12 protein-coding genes are annotated in these 13,980 nt (G+C 61.6%); 3 read left to right on the top strand and 9 right to left on the bottom strand.

From position 1 onward, the window contains the following. Positions 1-537 (top strand): NYN domain-containing protein (locus tag H0V34_05065; GenBank protein ID MBA2491094.1); only part of this gene is annotated, 537 nt, incomplete at its 5' end. A 103-nt stretch (positions 538-640) separates the two neighbouring features. Here the strand turns inward: H0V34_05065 and H0V34_05060 are convergent. The 5 genes from H0V34_05060 to H0V34_05040 form a co-directional block, all read right to left on the bottom strand. Then, positions 641-787: a hypothetical protein gene (locus H0V34_05060; protein ID MBA2491093.1), complete on the bottom strand. Its 147-nt coding sequence runs from the start codon at positions 785-787 to the stop codon at positions 641-643. 83 nt (positions 788-870) lie between these two features. Beyond that, positions 871-1,488, bottom strand: coding sequence for a hypothetical protein (locus H0V34_05055; GenBank protein ID MBA2491092.1), 618 nt, complete (start codon positions 1,486-1,488; stop codon positions 871-873). A 1,335-nt stretch (positions 1,489-2,823) separates the two neighbouring features. Continuing rightward, entirely contained in the window at positions 2,824-3,690 is an 867-nt protein-coding gene (locus H0V34_05050; protein MBA2491091.1) for a hypothetical protein, read from the bottom strand. Continuing rightward, on the bottom strand, positions 3,687-4,253 hold the full coding sequence (locus tag H0V34_05045; GenBank protein ID MBA2491090.1) for a hypothetical protein: 567 nt from the start codon (positions 4,251-4,253) through the stop codon (positions 3,687-3,689). Before H0V34_05045 ends, H0V34_05050 begins: the two co-directional genes overlap by 4 nt. Further along, positions 4,213-4,935: a hypothetical protein gene (locus H0V34_05040; GenBank protein ID MBA2491089.1), complete on the bottom strand. Its 723-nt coding sequence runs from the start codon at positions 4,933-4,935 to the stop codon at positions 4,213-4,215. The genes H0V34_05045 and H0V34_05040 overlap by 41 nt, the downstream gene beginning before the upstream one ends. A 310-nt stretch (positions 4,936-5,245) precedes the next feature. Between H0V34_05040 and H0V34_05035 the strand changes: the two genes are divergently transcribed. Both H0V34_05035 and H0V34_05030 read left to right on the top strand, forming a co-directional pair. Beyond that, on the top strand, positions 5,246-6,400 hold the full coding sequence (locus tag H0V34_05035) for an efflux RND transporter periplasmic adaptor subunit (protein ID MBA2491088.1): 1,155 nt from the start codon (positions 5,246-5,248) through the stop codon (positions 6,398-6,400). Next, positions 6,397-9,582 carry a multidrug efflux RND transporter permease subunit gene (locus tag H0V34_05030; protein MBA2491087.1) on the top strand — a complete coding sequence of 1,062 codons (3,186 nt, stop codon included), beginning with the start codon at positions 6,397-6,399 and terminating at the stop codon, positions 9,580-9,582. The genes H0V34_05035 and H0V34_05030 overlap by 4 nt, the downstream gene beginning before the upstream one ends. A gap of 76 nt (positions 9,583-9,658) precedes the next feature. Here the strand turns inward: H0V34_05030 and H0V34_05025 are convergent, their stop codons facing one another. The 4 genes from H0V34_05025 to H0V34_05010 form a co-directional block, all read right to left on the bottom strand. Then, positions 9,659-10,447, bottom strand: coding sequence for a formylmethanofuran dehydrogenase subunit C (locus H0V34_05025; protein MBA2491086.1), 789 nt, complete (start codon positions 10,445-10,447; stop codon positions 9,659-9,661). 31 nt (positions 10,448-10,478) lie between these two features. Beyond that, positions 10,479-11,390, bottom strand: a complete 912-nt coding sequence (gene fhcD, locus H0V34_05020; GenBank protein ID MBA2491085.1) for a formylmethanofuran--tetrahydromethanopterin N-formyltransferase — start codon at positions 11,388-11,390, stop codon at positions 10,479-10,481. Then, the gene (locus H0V34_05015) at positions 11,387-13,099 is read right to left on the bottom strand and encodes a formylmethanofuran dehydrogenase subunit A (GenBank protein MBA2491084.1); all 1,713 of its coding nucleotides are present in this window, start codon (positions 13,097-13,099) and stop codon (positions 11,387-11,389) included. The genes fhcD and H0V34_05015 overlap by 4 nt, the downstream gene beginning before the upstream one ends. A 124-nt stretch (positions 13,100-13,223) precedes the next feature. Beyond that, positions 13,224-13,980, bottom strand: a 757-nt coding sequence (locus H0V34_05010; GenBank protein MBA2491083.1) for a formylmethanofuran dehydrogenase subunit B, incomplete at its 5' end; no start/stop codon positions are given.

The raw sequence follows: 13,980 nt of genomic DNA, 5'->3' as shown, positions 1-13,980 counted from the left end.
CTATTCCAGAAGGTACGGGGGCCGCAGAACAATTTGGTGAAAGTTAAATATTTCACAGCGCGCGTGCAGCCCTCGCCCAACGATCCCAACGTCAACATCCGGCAGGACGTCTACATGCGCGCCTTGCAGGCGCATTGCCCCCTTATCGAGCTGCACTATGGGCATTTTCTGCGGCACAGGATTTGGGTGGAGCACGCCAACCCGCGGCCGCATTCGGTCGAAGTCTGGAAGAACGAGGAAAAAGGCTCGGACGTAAATCTAGCCCTGCATGTGCTCAACGACGCCTGGCGAAACGCCTACGACTGCGCCGTCATCGTGTCCAACGACTCCGACCTTGCCGAGTCCTCGCGTCTCGTGAAAGCTCAACACAAGAAGCTCATCGGGCTGGTCACGCCCGGTGCGCCCACTCGCAAGACATCACGCCAGCTCAGCCAGCATGCCGACTTCGTGAAGCCGATCCGCGCCTGGATGTTGAAGGCGAGCCAGCTACCCAACCCCATTCCGGGAACCACGATTCACAAGCCGGCGAATTGGTAAGGCCTTGCGGGAAGCCGTTGGGGCGGGAAGGGAAGCGCGGCGCGGCCGCCAGCGGCGGGAACGTTCTTCATCAAGACTACCTTCCCCTGAATATCGCTCCCGACTACTGCATGAATCGGCGCGCGCTTGAGCAGCTCTGCCGCAGCCGCACGAATGTCACGAGCGCGACGGCCGTCTCCACGCTGCCTGGCAACGTGGCCGGCGTGCCCATCGTCATCACCGATTCGTTGAGCAACGCGGAGCGTGACAAGGCTACTCGTCGCCGTTGTCGTCATCGCCGGTGCTTGGCTGCGGGTGTTGGCGAGCGTGATTTCGATGTAGGTAATTTCGGCGTCAGTCAGGTGGATGAGCCGGTGAAGGATTTCGTCGATCTCCCGCTCGATCTTCGCGACAGCGGCACCGTCGCCGTGGCGGACTTGGCCGCGCTTTCCGCGAGCTTCGTGAGGTTGGCTTTGTCGGCGGCGCGGCAGCTCTACTTCGCGCTGCCCTCCACGAGTTTGATTTCTTCCGGGTGAGGGCGTAAAGGGCATAGACCAGCTCGTCGATCTCCCGCTCCAGCGCGCTCACGTCCGCTGTCGCGTCCCGTGCCTTCGCCGCGAGGATGCGGTCAACCAAGCGCTCCACTGGCTTTTGTTTTTCCGGCGATGCGGCGGGGATGGGAATTTGTTTCATGTAATCGGAAAACGCCCGCAAGTAACCACCGCGCACGCGATTCGAAACCATGCTGTAAAACCATTCCACCGCTGCCGAGTTCAACAATCCCGTCAGCCACTTTTCTTTTGTAGAGATGAAATAGCAGGTATTGGCCGCAAAAAATCCTGACTCATCCCAAACCAAGCACTGGTGCTCGTAAATATCGGGATAAAGGACTTTTGGCTTCTCGAACTCTTGCCAGTAAACGCACGACCGCAGTTCCCAAAAGTATTTTCCTTGGTCCCCACGCTTCTTCAAAGCGGAACGAAACTCCTGAAATCGGTCGTGTATTGCTGGATATGTCTCGGCAAAAAACTGTCTCCGCTTCCCTTTCGGATTTTCCCGACCACGGGTGCGTCTTGTTTTCCGATGACTCAAACTTAATGAGATATTGCTCCGCAAACTCGGTGCGCCACCGCTTCACGTCTCTGCCGCGCAGAAACGGTTTGAGAACTTCGGCGGAAGATTTGTGTTCGCGGATAAGTCGGTCGCGTATGGCACGGTCAACGATAAACGCTTCGTTTAACCCAGTCTTGATTCCAAAATAGATTTGTTCTTTTACGTATTCGCCCAGCGGTTTTCCGGCGCTACGCAGTTTCTCCAGCAAGCGGTGCGTAGTCGGTGATTCGAGCCGCCAGCCATCCGGCTTCAACTCGTCCTGTCGGATCATCTGCCCACGTTCGGGAACGATTTGCGCGATGCGGTCGAACGGCATTTTCTTTTCCCAAGTGTAGCCGAGCGCGGCGGCATCCGCGGGCGGCGGGGCGCGCACGCCGGTGAGAATGGAAGCGTAGGCGATGGCCTCGAACACGGGCGCGTCGCCAAAATCAATGAGCCGATCCAAGGTTAGTTCGCGTGCGAGGAAACCGCGCAGCTTTTCGCCGTAGCCAGCGCGGTAGAATTTGTTGGAGGTGATGAAGGCAATGTTTCCACCCGGAGTGAGTAACTTCACGGCCCGCTCGTAGAAATAGACGAGTAGGTCGGCGGTGCCGGTGAAGCATTCGTAGATCGGTTTCAGCGCAGGCTTGATGTGTTTGATGGTTTCCTGCCGGACATACGGTGGATTAGCTATTATTACGTCGAAGCCCTCGTTTGTGCGGAAGACCTCGGAGAAGTAAATCTGGAAATCGAAGGTAACTTCGTAGCCGAGGCTGCCCTTGGAAGCCGCGAACGCCTGCGAAAGCTCGGAGTCGATCTCGCGCTTTAGCCGCTTCTTCTTGTCGTGGTCGGTTTCGTCGAAGTAGTCGGCCTTGAGCTTCTCGATCTTCGGGACGCGCTGCGATTTGAAGGGGAAGCCGAGCAGGGAGTTTCCGACGACGATCTTGTAGTCGAGGTTGGGCAGCGGCTTGATCTGCTGAACGTCGTCTTCGTCCACAACGAGGGACAGCCACAGGCGCAGCTTGGCGATCTCGACGGCGCCGGATTCAATGTCCACGCCGTAGATGGAGCTTTGAATGACGTGGCGTTTGAAATGGTAGGCCGTGCGTTCCGCCACGTCGTTGAAGTAGGGCGTCAATGCCGTCCGCGCGCGGACGATTTCCGTCATCATGCCGACGGGGAAAGCACCGGAGCCGATGGCTGGATCGCAAACGGTTATGTCGCGTAGGAGCAGATCAATCTCGTGTGCGAACTTGCGAATGGATTCGGGCGGTTTGGGATAGTTGTCGCCGCGCGTCCCGGCGGCGATGGCGGCGGCGTAGTGGGCGAATTGATCGCTCTGGCGAATCCAGTCCTCCACGTCCTTTCGTGGAACGACAATAGAATGTCCCGTACGGAGTTTCGCCGAACGATGGAGGCGAACTCCTCGGCTTTCTCCTGCGCGATGAGATCGGCGATGGCGTCGTCGTCGCCTTCCTCCAAAAACTCCAGCACCTTCCGGCTGTGCTTGCGGCTCGTATAGACGAAGCCGTCGTCGAACGCTTGCAGCACCAGCTCGTGGGATTTGATGAACCGCGCGAGCGTTTCCTGAAACGCGTGAAAGCTGCTTTCCAGCCGCTTCACGAGCAGGATTTTCATGAACGTGGCGAGGTTGTGCTGTCCCTGCACGGCGCGTTCCTCAATCGGGCCAGTGTAGTATTCGGGATTGAGCGGCTGGTAACGTGCGTAGTGGAAATCTGCGCTCGTGACGCACTCCAGCGTGTCGGTAAAGATGGCGCTTTCCCTGCGGTTGAGCTGGTAGAGCAGCGCGACGGGATCGCTGACCTTTGGGAACCAGATCTTCTGCTTCTTGAGGTCGTCGCCGTAGAACTTCTCAATCTCCCGACGGGTGCGGCGCACCATGATGTATTTGAGCACGCGCTCCCGCAGTTCGTGGGCGTTCTTCTCGACCGCGGCAACGTATTCCTCGGCATCGTCGAGCCGGTGGAAAGGCTTGAGGCGATTGCGGAGCTTGTCGAAGAAAGCCTCCAGATTACGGAGTCCGGGGATGGTGCTGTTGCGCGCCGGCTGGAACAGCTTCAACTGACTGTAGATGTCGTCGAGCGTGTTGTTGTACGGCGTGGCGGAGACCAGGATGACACCCTTGCCCTGGCAGATGCGCGTGAGGTGCTCGTAGCGCTGCGTCGAGTCGCTTTGAAGCGTTGCGATTCGTCGATGAAGACGTATTTGTAAAACTCGACGCCTTGCGCAATGATCTCTTCGAGCTTGCCGATGGACACGCACTTGTGTCCTGGGATGCAGAAGTCGCGGAAGACACGCGGCCAGGATCCGGGGCTGTTTTCATCGAGCAGGCTCGGCGGCGCGATGATGAGGCAGCGACCATCGAGTTGCAGCGCGAGCAGTGCGGAGATGTAGGTTTTGCCCAAACCGACAACGTCCGAGATGAAGACGCCACCGTAGGACTTTAGCATCTGCTGTGCCGCGAAGACGGCATCTTCCTGATAGCTTAACTTCTTGAAATTCTGAGGCAGGTTTTCCGCGTTCAGCCTGGCGCGATCGCCGAGGTAATCGCGGAAGTATTCGGCGAGAAACTTGGGGTAGAGCTCATAGGGCGTGAAAAACGCGAACGGCGACTCCTTCTCCACGGTGTGGGAGGATCGTCTCGTGCACGTCCATCACATCGACGGCATGCTCCCAAAGCTCATTGAATCGATACAGGGCGTAGTCGTGCTCCTCGGGCTCCGCGAGCAGCACGTTGAACTCAAGATTCCCTTCCAGCCCGCTGTGCGAAAAGTTGCTCGACCCAGTGATGACGTAGCCGTGGTTCACGCTCTCTACCGGGTGCTCCGGCGTCATGATGTAGACCTTCGCGTGGATGTTCTGCTCGCGGTAGAGCTTCACCTCCAGTTTGCCAGAGCGTATCCACTCGATGAACTTCCGTATGCCGGTTTCGATTGCGAGCGTGTCTTCAGCTTGTACGAGTTCCTTACGCATCATTCCACCGAAGGTTGCCTTGACCTCCGCTGTGGATGGCGTGCTCTCACGCGAGCCATCTTTTGCTATCTGGATTAGCCCGTGGACGACCTGCTCGTTTCTCAGGCCGATGAGGATGCGGACTTTCTTGACGGTTTCGAGCGCGGGATAGAGCCGGAAGAAGCCACTTATGAAAAAGTATCCAACGAGGCAATCGAAGTCCTGGGTCCGCAACAGGATTTTCTCCAGCCGCTTGCTCAGCGTGTTCTCGCCTTGGTTGGTGAGAAACTTCGTCGGCGTTGGAGGATGTGTGCGCTGCGTGGGCAGGACGATTTCTGTTTCCGGCTTTTTCACGCCGCCCCATCCCCTTTATGAACAACCGTGGCTTGCGGCTGTGCCCTTGATTTCGGACACCCCGACCCCGCTGGTATCTTACAGGCCGAAGCGCGCGGGGAACAACCGACAAGCCCCTCAAGGTTGATCCATCTTTTGTTTATTCAGCCGGCACCTTTCATGCGGGTCGGTTGTCACAGTGTTCGTCTCGCCCGGCCGGATTCGCTTCGGTCATCTGGCGGATGACCGATGCAGCTAACAAGGCGATCTGATGCGAATAAAATGCTTGCGAATCAACCCGCGGCACCCGGGTGCGCCCGCGCTGATTTTGATGGCACCCGCGCTTATTTCGATGCTGGCAGCGTGCGGCGGCAAGACCGAGCCCGCGCCGCAAGCGGCGGCGCCGCCGGAGGTGACGGTGGCACAACCATTAGTGCAGGAAATCACGGAGTGGGACGAATATACGGGCCGGATGGCCGCCGTCGATTCGGTGGAGGTGCGGGCCAGGGTCAGCGGTTATCTTAAGTCGGTGCATTTCAAGGATGGCGTCATCGTCGACAAGGGCGATCTGCTATTCGTGATCGATCGGCGCCCTTACCAGGCGGCGCTGAACCGCGCCGCGGCGCAGGCTAATCAGGCTGCGACGCAACTTAAACTGGCCCGTGACGAGCGTGAGCGCGCCGAGCGTTTGTTCGAGTCGCGCGCGGTCTCGGAAGAAGAACTCAATGTCCGCGTGCAGGCCGAACGCGGCGCGGCCGCGCGGCTGGAGGCGGCGCAGGCCGGGGTCTCGACCGCCGAGTTGGACTTGAGCTTTACGCGGGTGCGCGCGCCGATCGGCGGACGCATATCCCGCGAGCTGGTCACCGAGGGCAATCTGATAAGCGGCGGCAGCGCCGGCTCGACCCTGCTGACGACCATCGTGTCGCTGGACCCCATCTACGTCTATTTTCCGACCGACGAGTATGCCTACCTGCGCTATGCGCGTACGGCCGGCGCCGGCAAGCGGCCCGGTACCCGCAATCAGGATTATCCGGTGCGGTTGCAGCTCGCCGACGAAGACGGTTTTCCGCACAAGGGGCATCTGGACTTCATCGATAACCGCATCGACGAGGCGACCGGCACCATGATGGGCAGGGCCGTAATCCCCAACCCGGATTATCTGCTGGTGCCGGGGCTGTTCGCCAGAGTCGAGCTGCGAGGTCAGGGTCCGTCGCGCGCGCTGCTGATACCGGACGCCGCCATCGGCACCGATCAGGCGCAGAAGTTTGTCTACGTGATCAACGAAGACAACCTGGTGGCGCGCAAGCGTGTGGTGCCGGGCGAACGACACGGCAACTTGCGCGTCATCACTGACGGCCTGGCGGAAGGCGATCGAGTCATCGTCAAAGGCGTGCAGCGCGCCACACCAGGCGCAAAGGTTCAGCCGCAGCGGATCAGTCTGGATGCTGCACAATGGCCCAGCCAGGCGCATTTGCGCCGGCCATGAAGTTTCCTCACTTATTCATCGAGCGCCCGCGCTTTGCGGCGGTGTGCTCGCTCTTGATCACTATCGTCGGCGCCGTGGCGTATTTCGGCTTGCCTATCACCCAGTATCCCGAGATCGCCCCGCCGACCGTGGTGGTGTCGGGCACTTATCCGGGCGCCAATCCCGAAGAAGTCGCCGAGACCGTCGCGACGCCGCTGGAGCAGGAGATCAACGGCGTCGAGGGCATGCTGTACATGAACTCCAGCACCACCAGCGACGGCGCGTTCGAACTGGAAGTCACGTTCGAACTTGGCACCGATCTGGATACCGCGCAGGTGCTGGTGGAAAACCGCGCCGCGGTGGCCGAATCGAGATTGCCCGAGGAAGTGCGCCAGCAAGGCCTTATCACGCGCAAGCGCTCGCCCGACCTGATGATGGTGGTGCACGTGCTGTCGCCGGACGGCACTTACGACGGGCTTTACGTCAGCAACTACGTGGAGCTGCAGATCGCCGAGGTGCTCCGGCGCGTCGAGGGTGTGGGCGACATCATCGTGTTTGGCGCGCGCGAGTACAGCATGCGTATCTGGATGGATCCGCAACGGCTGGCCTCGCTGAACCTCACGGCCACGGACGTTACCAGCGCCTTGCAGGGACAGAACGTGCAGGTCGCCGCCGGTACGCTGGGTCAGCCGCCGATGCCGCTGGACAACGCGTTTCAACTCACCGTCAACACGCAGGGCCGGTTTGCAAGTCCCGAGCAATTCAGCCGGGTGATCGTCAAGGCCGGCGCCGACGGGCGCCTGGTGCGGTTGGGCACCGTGGCGAGAGTGGAACTGGGCGCGCAGGACTACGTGCGCAACAGTTATCTGGACGGCAATCCCGCGCAGGGCATCGGCGTGTTCCAGTTGCCGGGCGGCAACGCGCTCGCCACCGCGGACGAGATTCGCGCAGTCATGCGGGATCTGTCTCAGGACTTCCCACCCGGGCTCGCGTACGAGATCGCGTACGACCCGACGCAGTTCGTCGCGGAGTCAATCAATTCCGTCTACGTGACGATCTTCGAGGCGGTGATCCTCGTGTGCCTGGTCATCATCGCGTTTTTACAGTCGTGGCGGGCGGCGGTGATCCCGATCGTGGCGATTCCGGTCGCCTTGATCGGCACCTTCGCGGTGCTGGCGGCGCTAGGCTTCTCGCTCAACAATCTGACTCTCTTCGGGCTGGCGCTCGCGGTCGGCATTGTGGTGGACGACGCGATCGTGGTGGTCGAGAACATGGAGCGCAATCTGCGGGAAGGCATGAGCGCGCGCGAGGCCGCGCACAAGACCATGGACGAGGTTGGCGCGGCGCTGATTTCCATCGGACTGGTGTTGTGCGCGGTGTTTATACCCGCGGCCTTTATCGGTGGCATTTCAGGCCAGTTCTTCCAGCAATTTGCGGTCACGATCGCCGCGGCGACAATCATCACGACCTTTGTGTCGCTGACCTTAAGTCCGACTCTGGGTGCGCTGCTGCTGAAAAAGAACGATGATGACGCGCATGGTTTCTTCAGCCGTCTAACCCGGCCGTTTTTCCGCGCCTTCGACCGCGCTTTCGACGCCGCCAGCCGCGGTTATGCTGCTGCTGTGAGCAAGCTTGTGCGCCATTCAGTGGTGGTGCTGGTAGCCTTTCTGATTCTGATCTTCGCCACCGCGTTTGCGATCAGCCAGGTGCCGGGTGGATTTATACCCGAGCAGGATCAGGGTTTTCTCATCGTGTCCGTCGAGTTGCCGCAAGGCGCCTCGCTACAACGCACGGATGCGGTGGTGAAACACGCCGACAGGTTGATACGCAAGACGAAGGGTGTGGCGCACGTGGTTGGAATCGCTGGTTTCTCCGGCGTTACGCGCGCGACCTCGCCCAATGAGGCGGCGATGTTCGTGTTACTGCCACCCTTCGCGGAGCGTGCGTCCGGCGAGACGGCTACGGCGTTGATCGGCCGCTTGCAGAAGACCTTGTCGGGCATTCAGGCGGCCGAGTTTCTGGTGATCGAGCCGCCGGCGGTGCGCGGCCTGGGGACCAGCGGCGGTTTCACCATGATGGTGCAGGATCGCGGCGGCGCGGGTTTGGAAGCGCTGGTGCGGGCGACCGGCGAGCTGCTGGCGGCAGCCAACCAGTCACCGAACCTGGAAAGTGTTTTTACCACCTTCAGCACCGACACGCCGCGATATTATCTCCACATCGACCGCACCAAGGCCGAGATGCTGAATGTGCCGGTGGAAAACGTCTTCAGCACTTTGGCGACCAATTTGGGCTCGTCGTATGTCAATGATTTCAATCTGTTCGGGCGCCTGTTTCGTGTAACGGCGCAAGCCGATGCGCAGTATCGACTGGAGCCTGACGACATCATGCAGTTGCGCGCGCGCTCGGACACAGGCGCAATGGTGCCGGTGGGATCGCTGGCCGAAATCCGCTGGACCACGGGACCGGACCGCGTGGTGCGCCATAATCTCTATCCGGCCGCGGAGGTGCAGGGCAGCGCCGGGCCGGGCGTCAGTTCGGGCGCGGGGTTAACCGCGATGGAGCAGCTCGCGGCCGAAAATCTGCCGCGGGGCTTCGATTTCGAGTGGGTGGAGACCGCTTATCAGGAGCGCGAAGCCGGCAACACGGTCCTGCTGGTGTTCCCCTTGAGCGTCCTGTTCGTGTTTCTGTTGCTCACCGCGCAGTACGAGAGCTGGTCGCTGCCGCTCGCGATTATTCTCATCGTGCCTTTGTGTCTGCTGTTCGCTATTACCGGCATCTGGTTGCGCGGCATGGACAATAATATCCTGACGCAAATCGGTTTCGTGGTGCTGATCGGTCTCGCCTGCAAAAACGCGGTGCTGATCGTGGAATTCGCCAGGCAGCGCAGGCAGGAGGGCAGGGATCGCTTCACCGCCGCGGTCGAGGCCGCGCAAATGCGGCTGCGGCCGGTGTTGATGACATCGTTCGCTTTCATCCTCGGCGTGGTGCCGCTGATGCTCGCCCATGACGCCGGCGCGGAGATGCGTCAGGTGCTGGGCACCACGGTGTTCAGCGGCATGCTGGGCGTGACATTCTTCGGGCTGCTGTTTACGCCGGTGTTCTACGTGGTGATCGAAGGCTTTATCGATCGCAGTGCCGAGCGCCGAGCGCGCCGCAGTGACGCGGCCGCCGGCCGAAACGCGCCGGCCATGGATGCGAGTTAAGCCCGCAGGCTGAGGGCGTCTTTCGGCGTTGCCCGCGGCGCTTCCGGGTCGGATCGTCCTCACACACGATCAATTCTTATAGCGGGGGATGTGACGGATCCTTGACCCACACCAGAATCTCGCCCCGGCCATCGTTGGCAAGATCCCCGACGTACCGATTCACGCGCTGACGGGCGGGATCGAGATGCGCGAACGTGCTGTCCAGACCGCGGAACTGCCGCGCCCATAACGCGAGGAAGCCGAGACTGTGCGCGCCGGTATCGACAAACGTGGCGGGGAACCCGCCGGGATCGGTCGCCAGCAATAGCGAACCGCGTCGCATACCCACGCCGATGCCTTGACCCATGTCGCCCAGCACCGCCACCGTGCCGGCAACCATGCGGGAGCAGCAGAAGTCGCCCGCGCTGCCTTCGATCAGAATCATGCCTCGGCGCATGCGATCGCCGATGCGGTCGCCTGCATTGCCCCTGACGAGCACCATTCCGCCACGCATTCCCTGGCGCTCGCCGGTGACCGCGGCGCCGAGAAAATCGTCCGCGTTGCCGTCAATTTCAATTAACCCGGCCCGCATTGCGCTGGCGCAGAACGCGCCGCAGTCGCCGCGCACGCGAATCTGGCCGCCGCTCATGTCGCGCCCCAGATAACTGCCAGCATTGCCTTCGACTTCGATCTGTCCGGCGACCATGCCCGCGCCGATGCGTTCCAGTGAAGCGCTAGCGTTGCCTATCACCAGCCGGGTATGATCCTCACCGCTGACATTGAACAGGTCACCGACCGGTACCTGCCGGTTACCCGTCCACAGGCGCACTGCGCTGATCTTCTTCGCCCGCATCCCTTTCAGTCGGTCGGGCGCGAGCGGGCTCATGTCGACGGGTACGAGCTGCGGCTCGCGCAGTTCAAGAACTATCGGCTTCACCCATAATCTCCGACAAGTGCAAGTGATGGGCGCCCAGCTTGCCGCCAAAATTGCTGGCCGTGATCTGCAAGATGCCTTCTGATGACCCCAGCGCGCACACCGCGTGGATGCCGGTGCGCATCGCGTGACGCACGTCGTCGGCGGTCAGGCCGTCAATGACGATCTCCATCGCCGCGCCGATGTCCGCACCCAGACGCGAGCCGGCGAGACCTTTGAGGGTCGGGCAGTACGGATCGTTGGTGGACGCCATCAGGCCCTTGTATTTCGAGCCGACTTTCGAGCCCGAACGCACACCGCCGCCGGGGAATGGCATGATCACATGCGGCAGCCGGTAGATGGCGTCGATAGCCGCCTCGCTCGCGAGCAGCGCCTGCGACATGGTCCTGGCCAGCACCAGGAAATTACCGCCGCCGACCGCGGTCGTGCGCGCGGTTTCCTCCTCGCACAGAAACTCGCCATCCATCACCGGCACCCGCCAGAAGCGCTTGCCGCCAACCATCTTGGAGATCTGAAAACCGTCACCGAAATAGCGGACGTTCTTGCCCAGCGGGATCTTTTCGTCGCCTTCGAGGCCCGCGAACACGGCCGTGGTCGGACAGGTCAGCACGCACTGGCCGACTCTCGTCTCAAGCTGCTTGGCGAGCGTCTTGGTCGATGTCGCGAACAGCAGCACCGCCATGCCGGGACGGCCGTCTGGCGTCTCGTCGCCATGCAGCACGCGCTCGATGCCGGCCTCGACCCCACAACCGATGACGGAGGTCGCGAAGCCGGTCATGGTCACCGCCGCGTGGCGCGCCCACTTGAAATTGATGGCGGTGATGATGATGCGCGTGGCGCGCATGTCGAAGGCCTCGGCGAACGTGTCTTCGATCTCGACACCGTTAATGATCATCGCCGTGTTCCGCAGGGATGCACCACCACCGGGCTGCCAACAAGGTCGGCCATCTCGTCAACGGAGATTTTGTAATTATCCAATTTTACCGTGTGGCACTCATCGAACCAGGCGCTTAAGTTCCGTTCGATGCCCGCATCGAAATCGGGCCGCACCACGTGCGTGCGACCCCGCGGGGCCTTGATTACCTTGCCGTCCTTGACCACCAGCTCGCCGTCCTTGAACACCAGCGACGGACGCTCGAACATGCGTTCGCGGTCCTTGTGAGGCCGGTAAACGGCGACATCCGCCGCCGCGCCCGGTGTCAGCCGGCCACGGTCTTCCAGGCCCAGCAGGCGGGCGGGCGCCGCGCGCGTCATAATGGCGATTTCGTACAGCGAGTATTCGCGCGCGAGGCTGCCGATCTGGCTCATCGCGGCGGCGCCCGGATGAATGGTAGTCAGCATGTCGGCGCGAAAGCTGCGGTCCATCAGCAACCGGATCAGGTGCGGATAGCTGGTGAACGGCGCGCCGTTGGGATGATCGGTGGTGAGACCCACGCGCCACGGGTCGCTCACCATCAGAAATGTCTCCAGACCGATCGCCCACTGCAAGGCGTTGACGAAGTTCTGGTCCTTGTACTCGAAAGGCACGATGCCGCAGCCCGCCTCGCACTCCATATCCATGCACACCCATTTCTTCGGATGTGCGTGCCCGCGCGCCGCGTGTTGGTGCATGGTGTCGGCCGACACGGTGACGGTCTGGCCGAACATGACCTGGCCCACGTCCACGGTCACATTGTCGTGTTGGTTCACAGCTTCGGCCACTTGTGCGGCGGCTGATGAGAACTTGCGGTCGCCTTCGGCGCCGTAACTGTGGAACTGCACGTGGGTCAGGTGGATGCGATGGCCCTCGGCTGCGTCGATGGTCGCGAGCGTAGACGCGATATTGCCGGGGATGCCAAGGTTGCTGGTGTGTACGTGCAGCGGATGGGGTATGCCAAGCTCCGTCACCGCGCGGGTTAACGTGCGGATGATATCGCGCGGACGCACGCCGTAGTGCGGAGACTGCTCATCGAGATCCAGCTTGCGCGCGTTGTATTTGAACGCGTTGATGCCGCCCGCGTTGACCACCTTGACGCCGATACACTGCGTGGCATTCAGGGTCCACGCGACGTAGTCATTGATCACGTTTTGCTCGGCGCCGTCGGCCAGCAGCCTCAGCAGGAAGTCGTCGTTACCGAGGATTGCATAACCGCCGGTGTCTACCAGCGGCGTATCGGCCATTTCCATGTGCGCGTGACGCGCGTTGATGGGCACCACCGCGGGTTCGAAGCACGTGGTGTAGCCCATCTCGGCGTAACGGTAGCCGGCCACCGGCGCGGGCGGCACGGCGCTGCTGATGCTCGGCTTGCGGTGAGACCCACGATCCTGGTCTAAAGGCGCATGATCCACGTCCGGCAGCGGTGCGCCGGCGCCCCACTCGTCGGCGTGTGCGTCGCGCGCCAGCATGCCGCGGGCGAGATTGCCTTTGCCGCCGCCGATGTGGGTATGCATATCGATGCCGCCGGCCATTACCACCTGGCCCGTGAGATCGTATTCACGGCCGATTTTCGCATCCGTGGAAGGCGGCGAGACCAGACGGCCGTCCCGTATAAACAGGTCTTTGACTTCGCCGTCCACGCCCTGCGCGGGATCGTAAACCGTGCCGCCCGCCAGTTTTATCAACATGGGTTCGCCCGCGCGCCAGGCAGGGTCAGGCTGACCGTGAGAAACTTGTGCATGAGTATTTTTGCATAGTGTATTTGTTCATGATTCAGAGGGTGCGGGCGCGAGGCAATGATCGCCGTCGTGTCTACAGCCGCGCGGTGATGGCGGCGAGTACGTCGGCCGCGGGCGGCAGCGCGGATTCGCGCAGGCGCCGCAGTGGCAGCGCGACCACGACATCGCTTCGATAGATATGCCCCGCGTGGTCGATGCCGGGCACCCCCACCGGAATGAAGACGTCCGGCGACCGCAGCAGGTCGATAGCCGGATGGCCGATCACTATAGTCGGGATGTCCGTCTCAGGCGGCGGTGTATGCGGCAGAAACGTCGATAGCCACAACAGCGCATCGGCGCCGGCCGCGCCCAGCACGTGCCGGTACTCGAACTGAACCGGGTCGTGCTCCGCAACCTCGCGGCTGAAACTGGTGCGTAGCGGGCGGCCGCACTGCCATAAACTGACCTGGTTCATCGTCACGTCGCCTTGCGCGCCGCCCAGCGGCAGCGCACCGCTACGGGTCGTTATGTTCAGATCGCGCGCCAGTTCGACCAGTGCCTGCACGGTTAACTCGGCATGCGGAAAATCGAGCTCGCCTGCCGCCCAGCCTATGACCGAATACTTCGCCTGACGCAGGCGACAGGCCACGTTATTGAGCGTGTGGATGTCCACGCCCTCGATGCCGCACACCTGCAATGGCCGTCCTGCCACCATGGTCCTTAAGGAGGCGATGACCTCGCCTATCGCCGGCAACGCCACAGGTATGATCGTTGGCTTCCACGCGGTCAGCTCGGTCGGCAGGGTGGACGGTTTCCACGGACCGATCAATACCAGCTCACGCTGTGTGTCC

The sequence above is a fragment of the Gammaproteobacteria bacterium genome (assembly GCA_013696315.1).
In the GTDB taxonomy this organism is placed as follows: domain Bacteria; phylum Pseudomonadota; class Gammaproteobacteria; order JACCYU01; family JACCYU01; genus JACCYU01.
The sequence above is the reverse complement of the archived record's forward strand: the minus strand, read 5'-3'. Positions and strand labels throughout refer to the sequence as shown.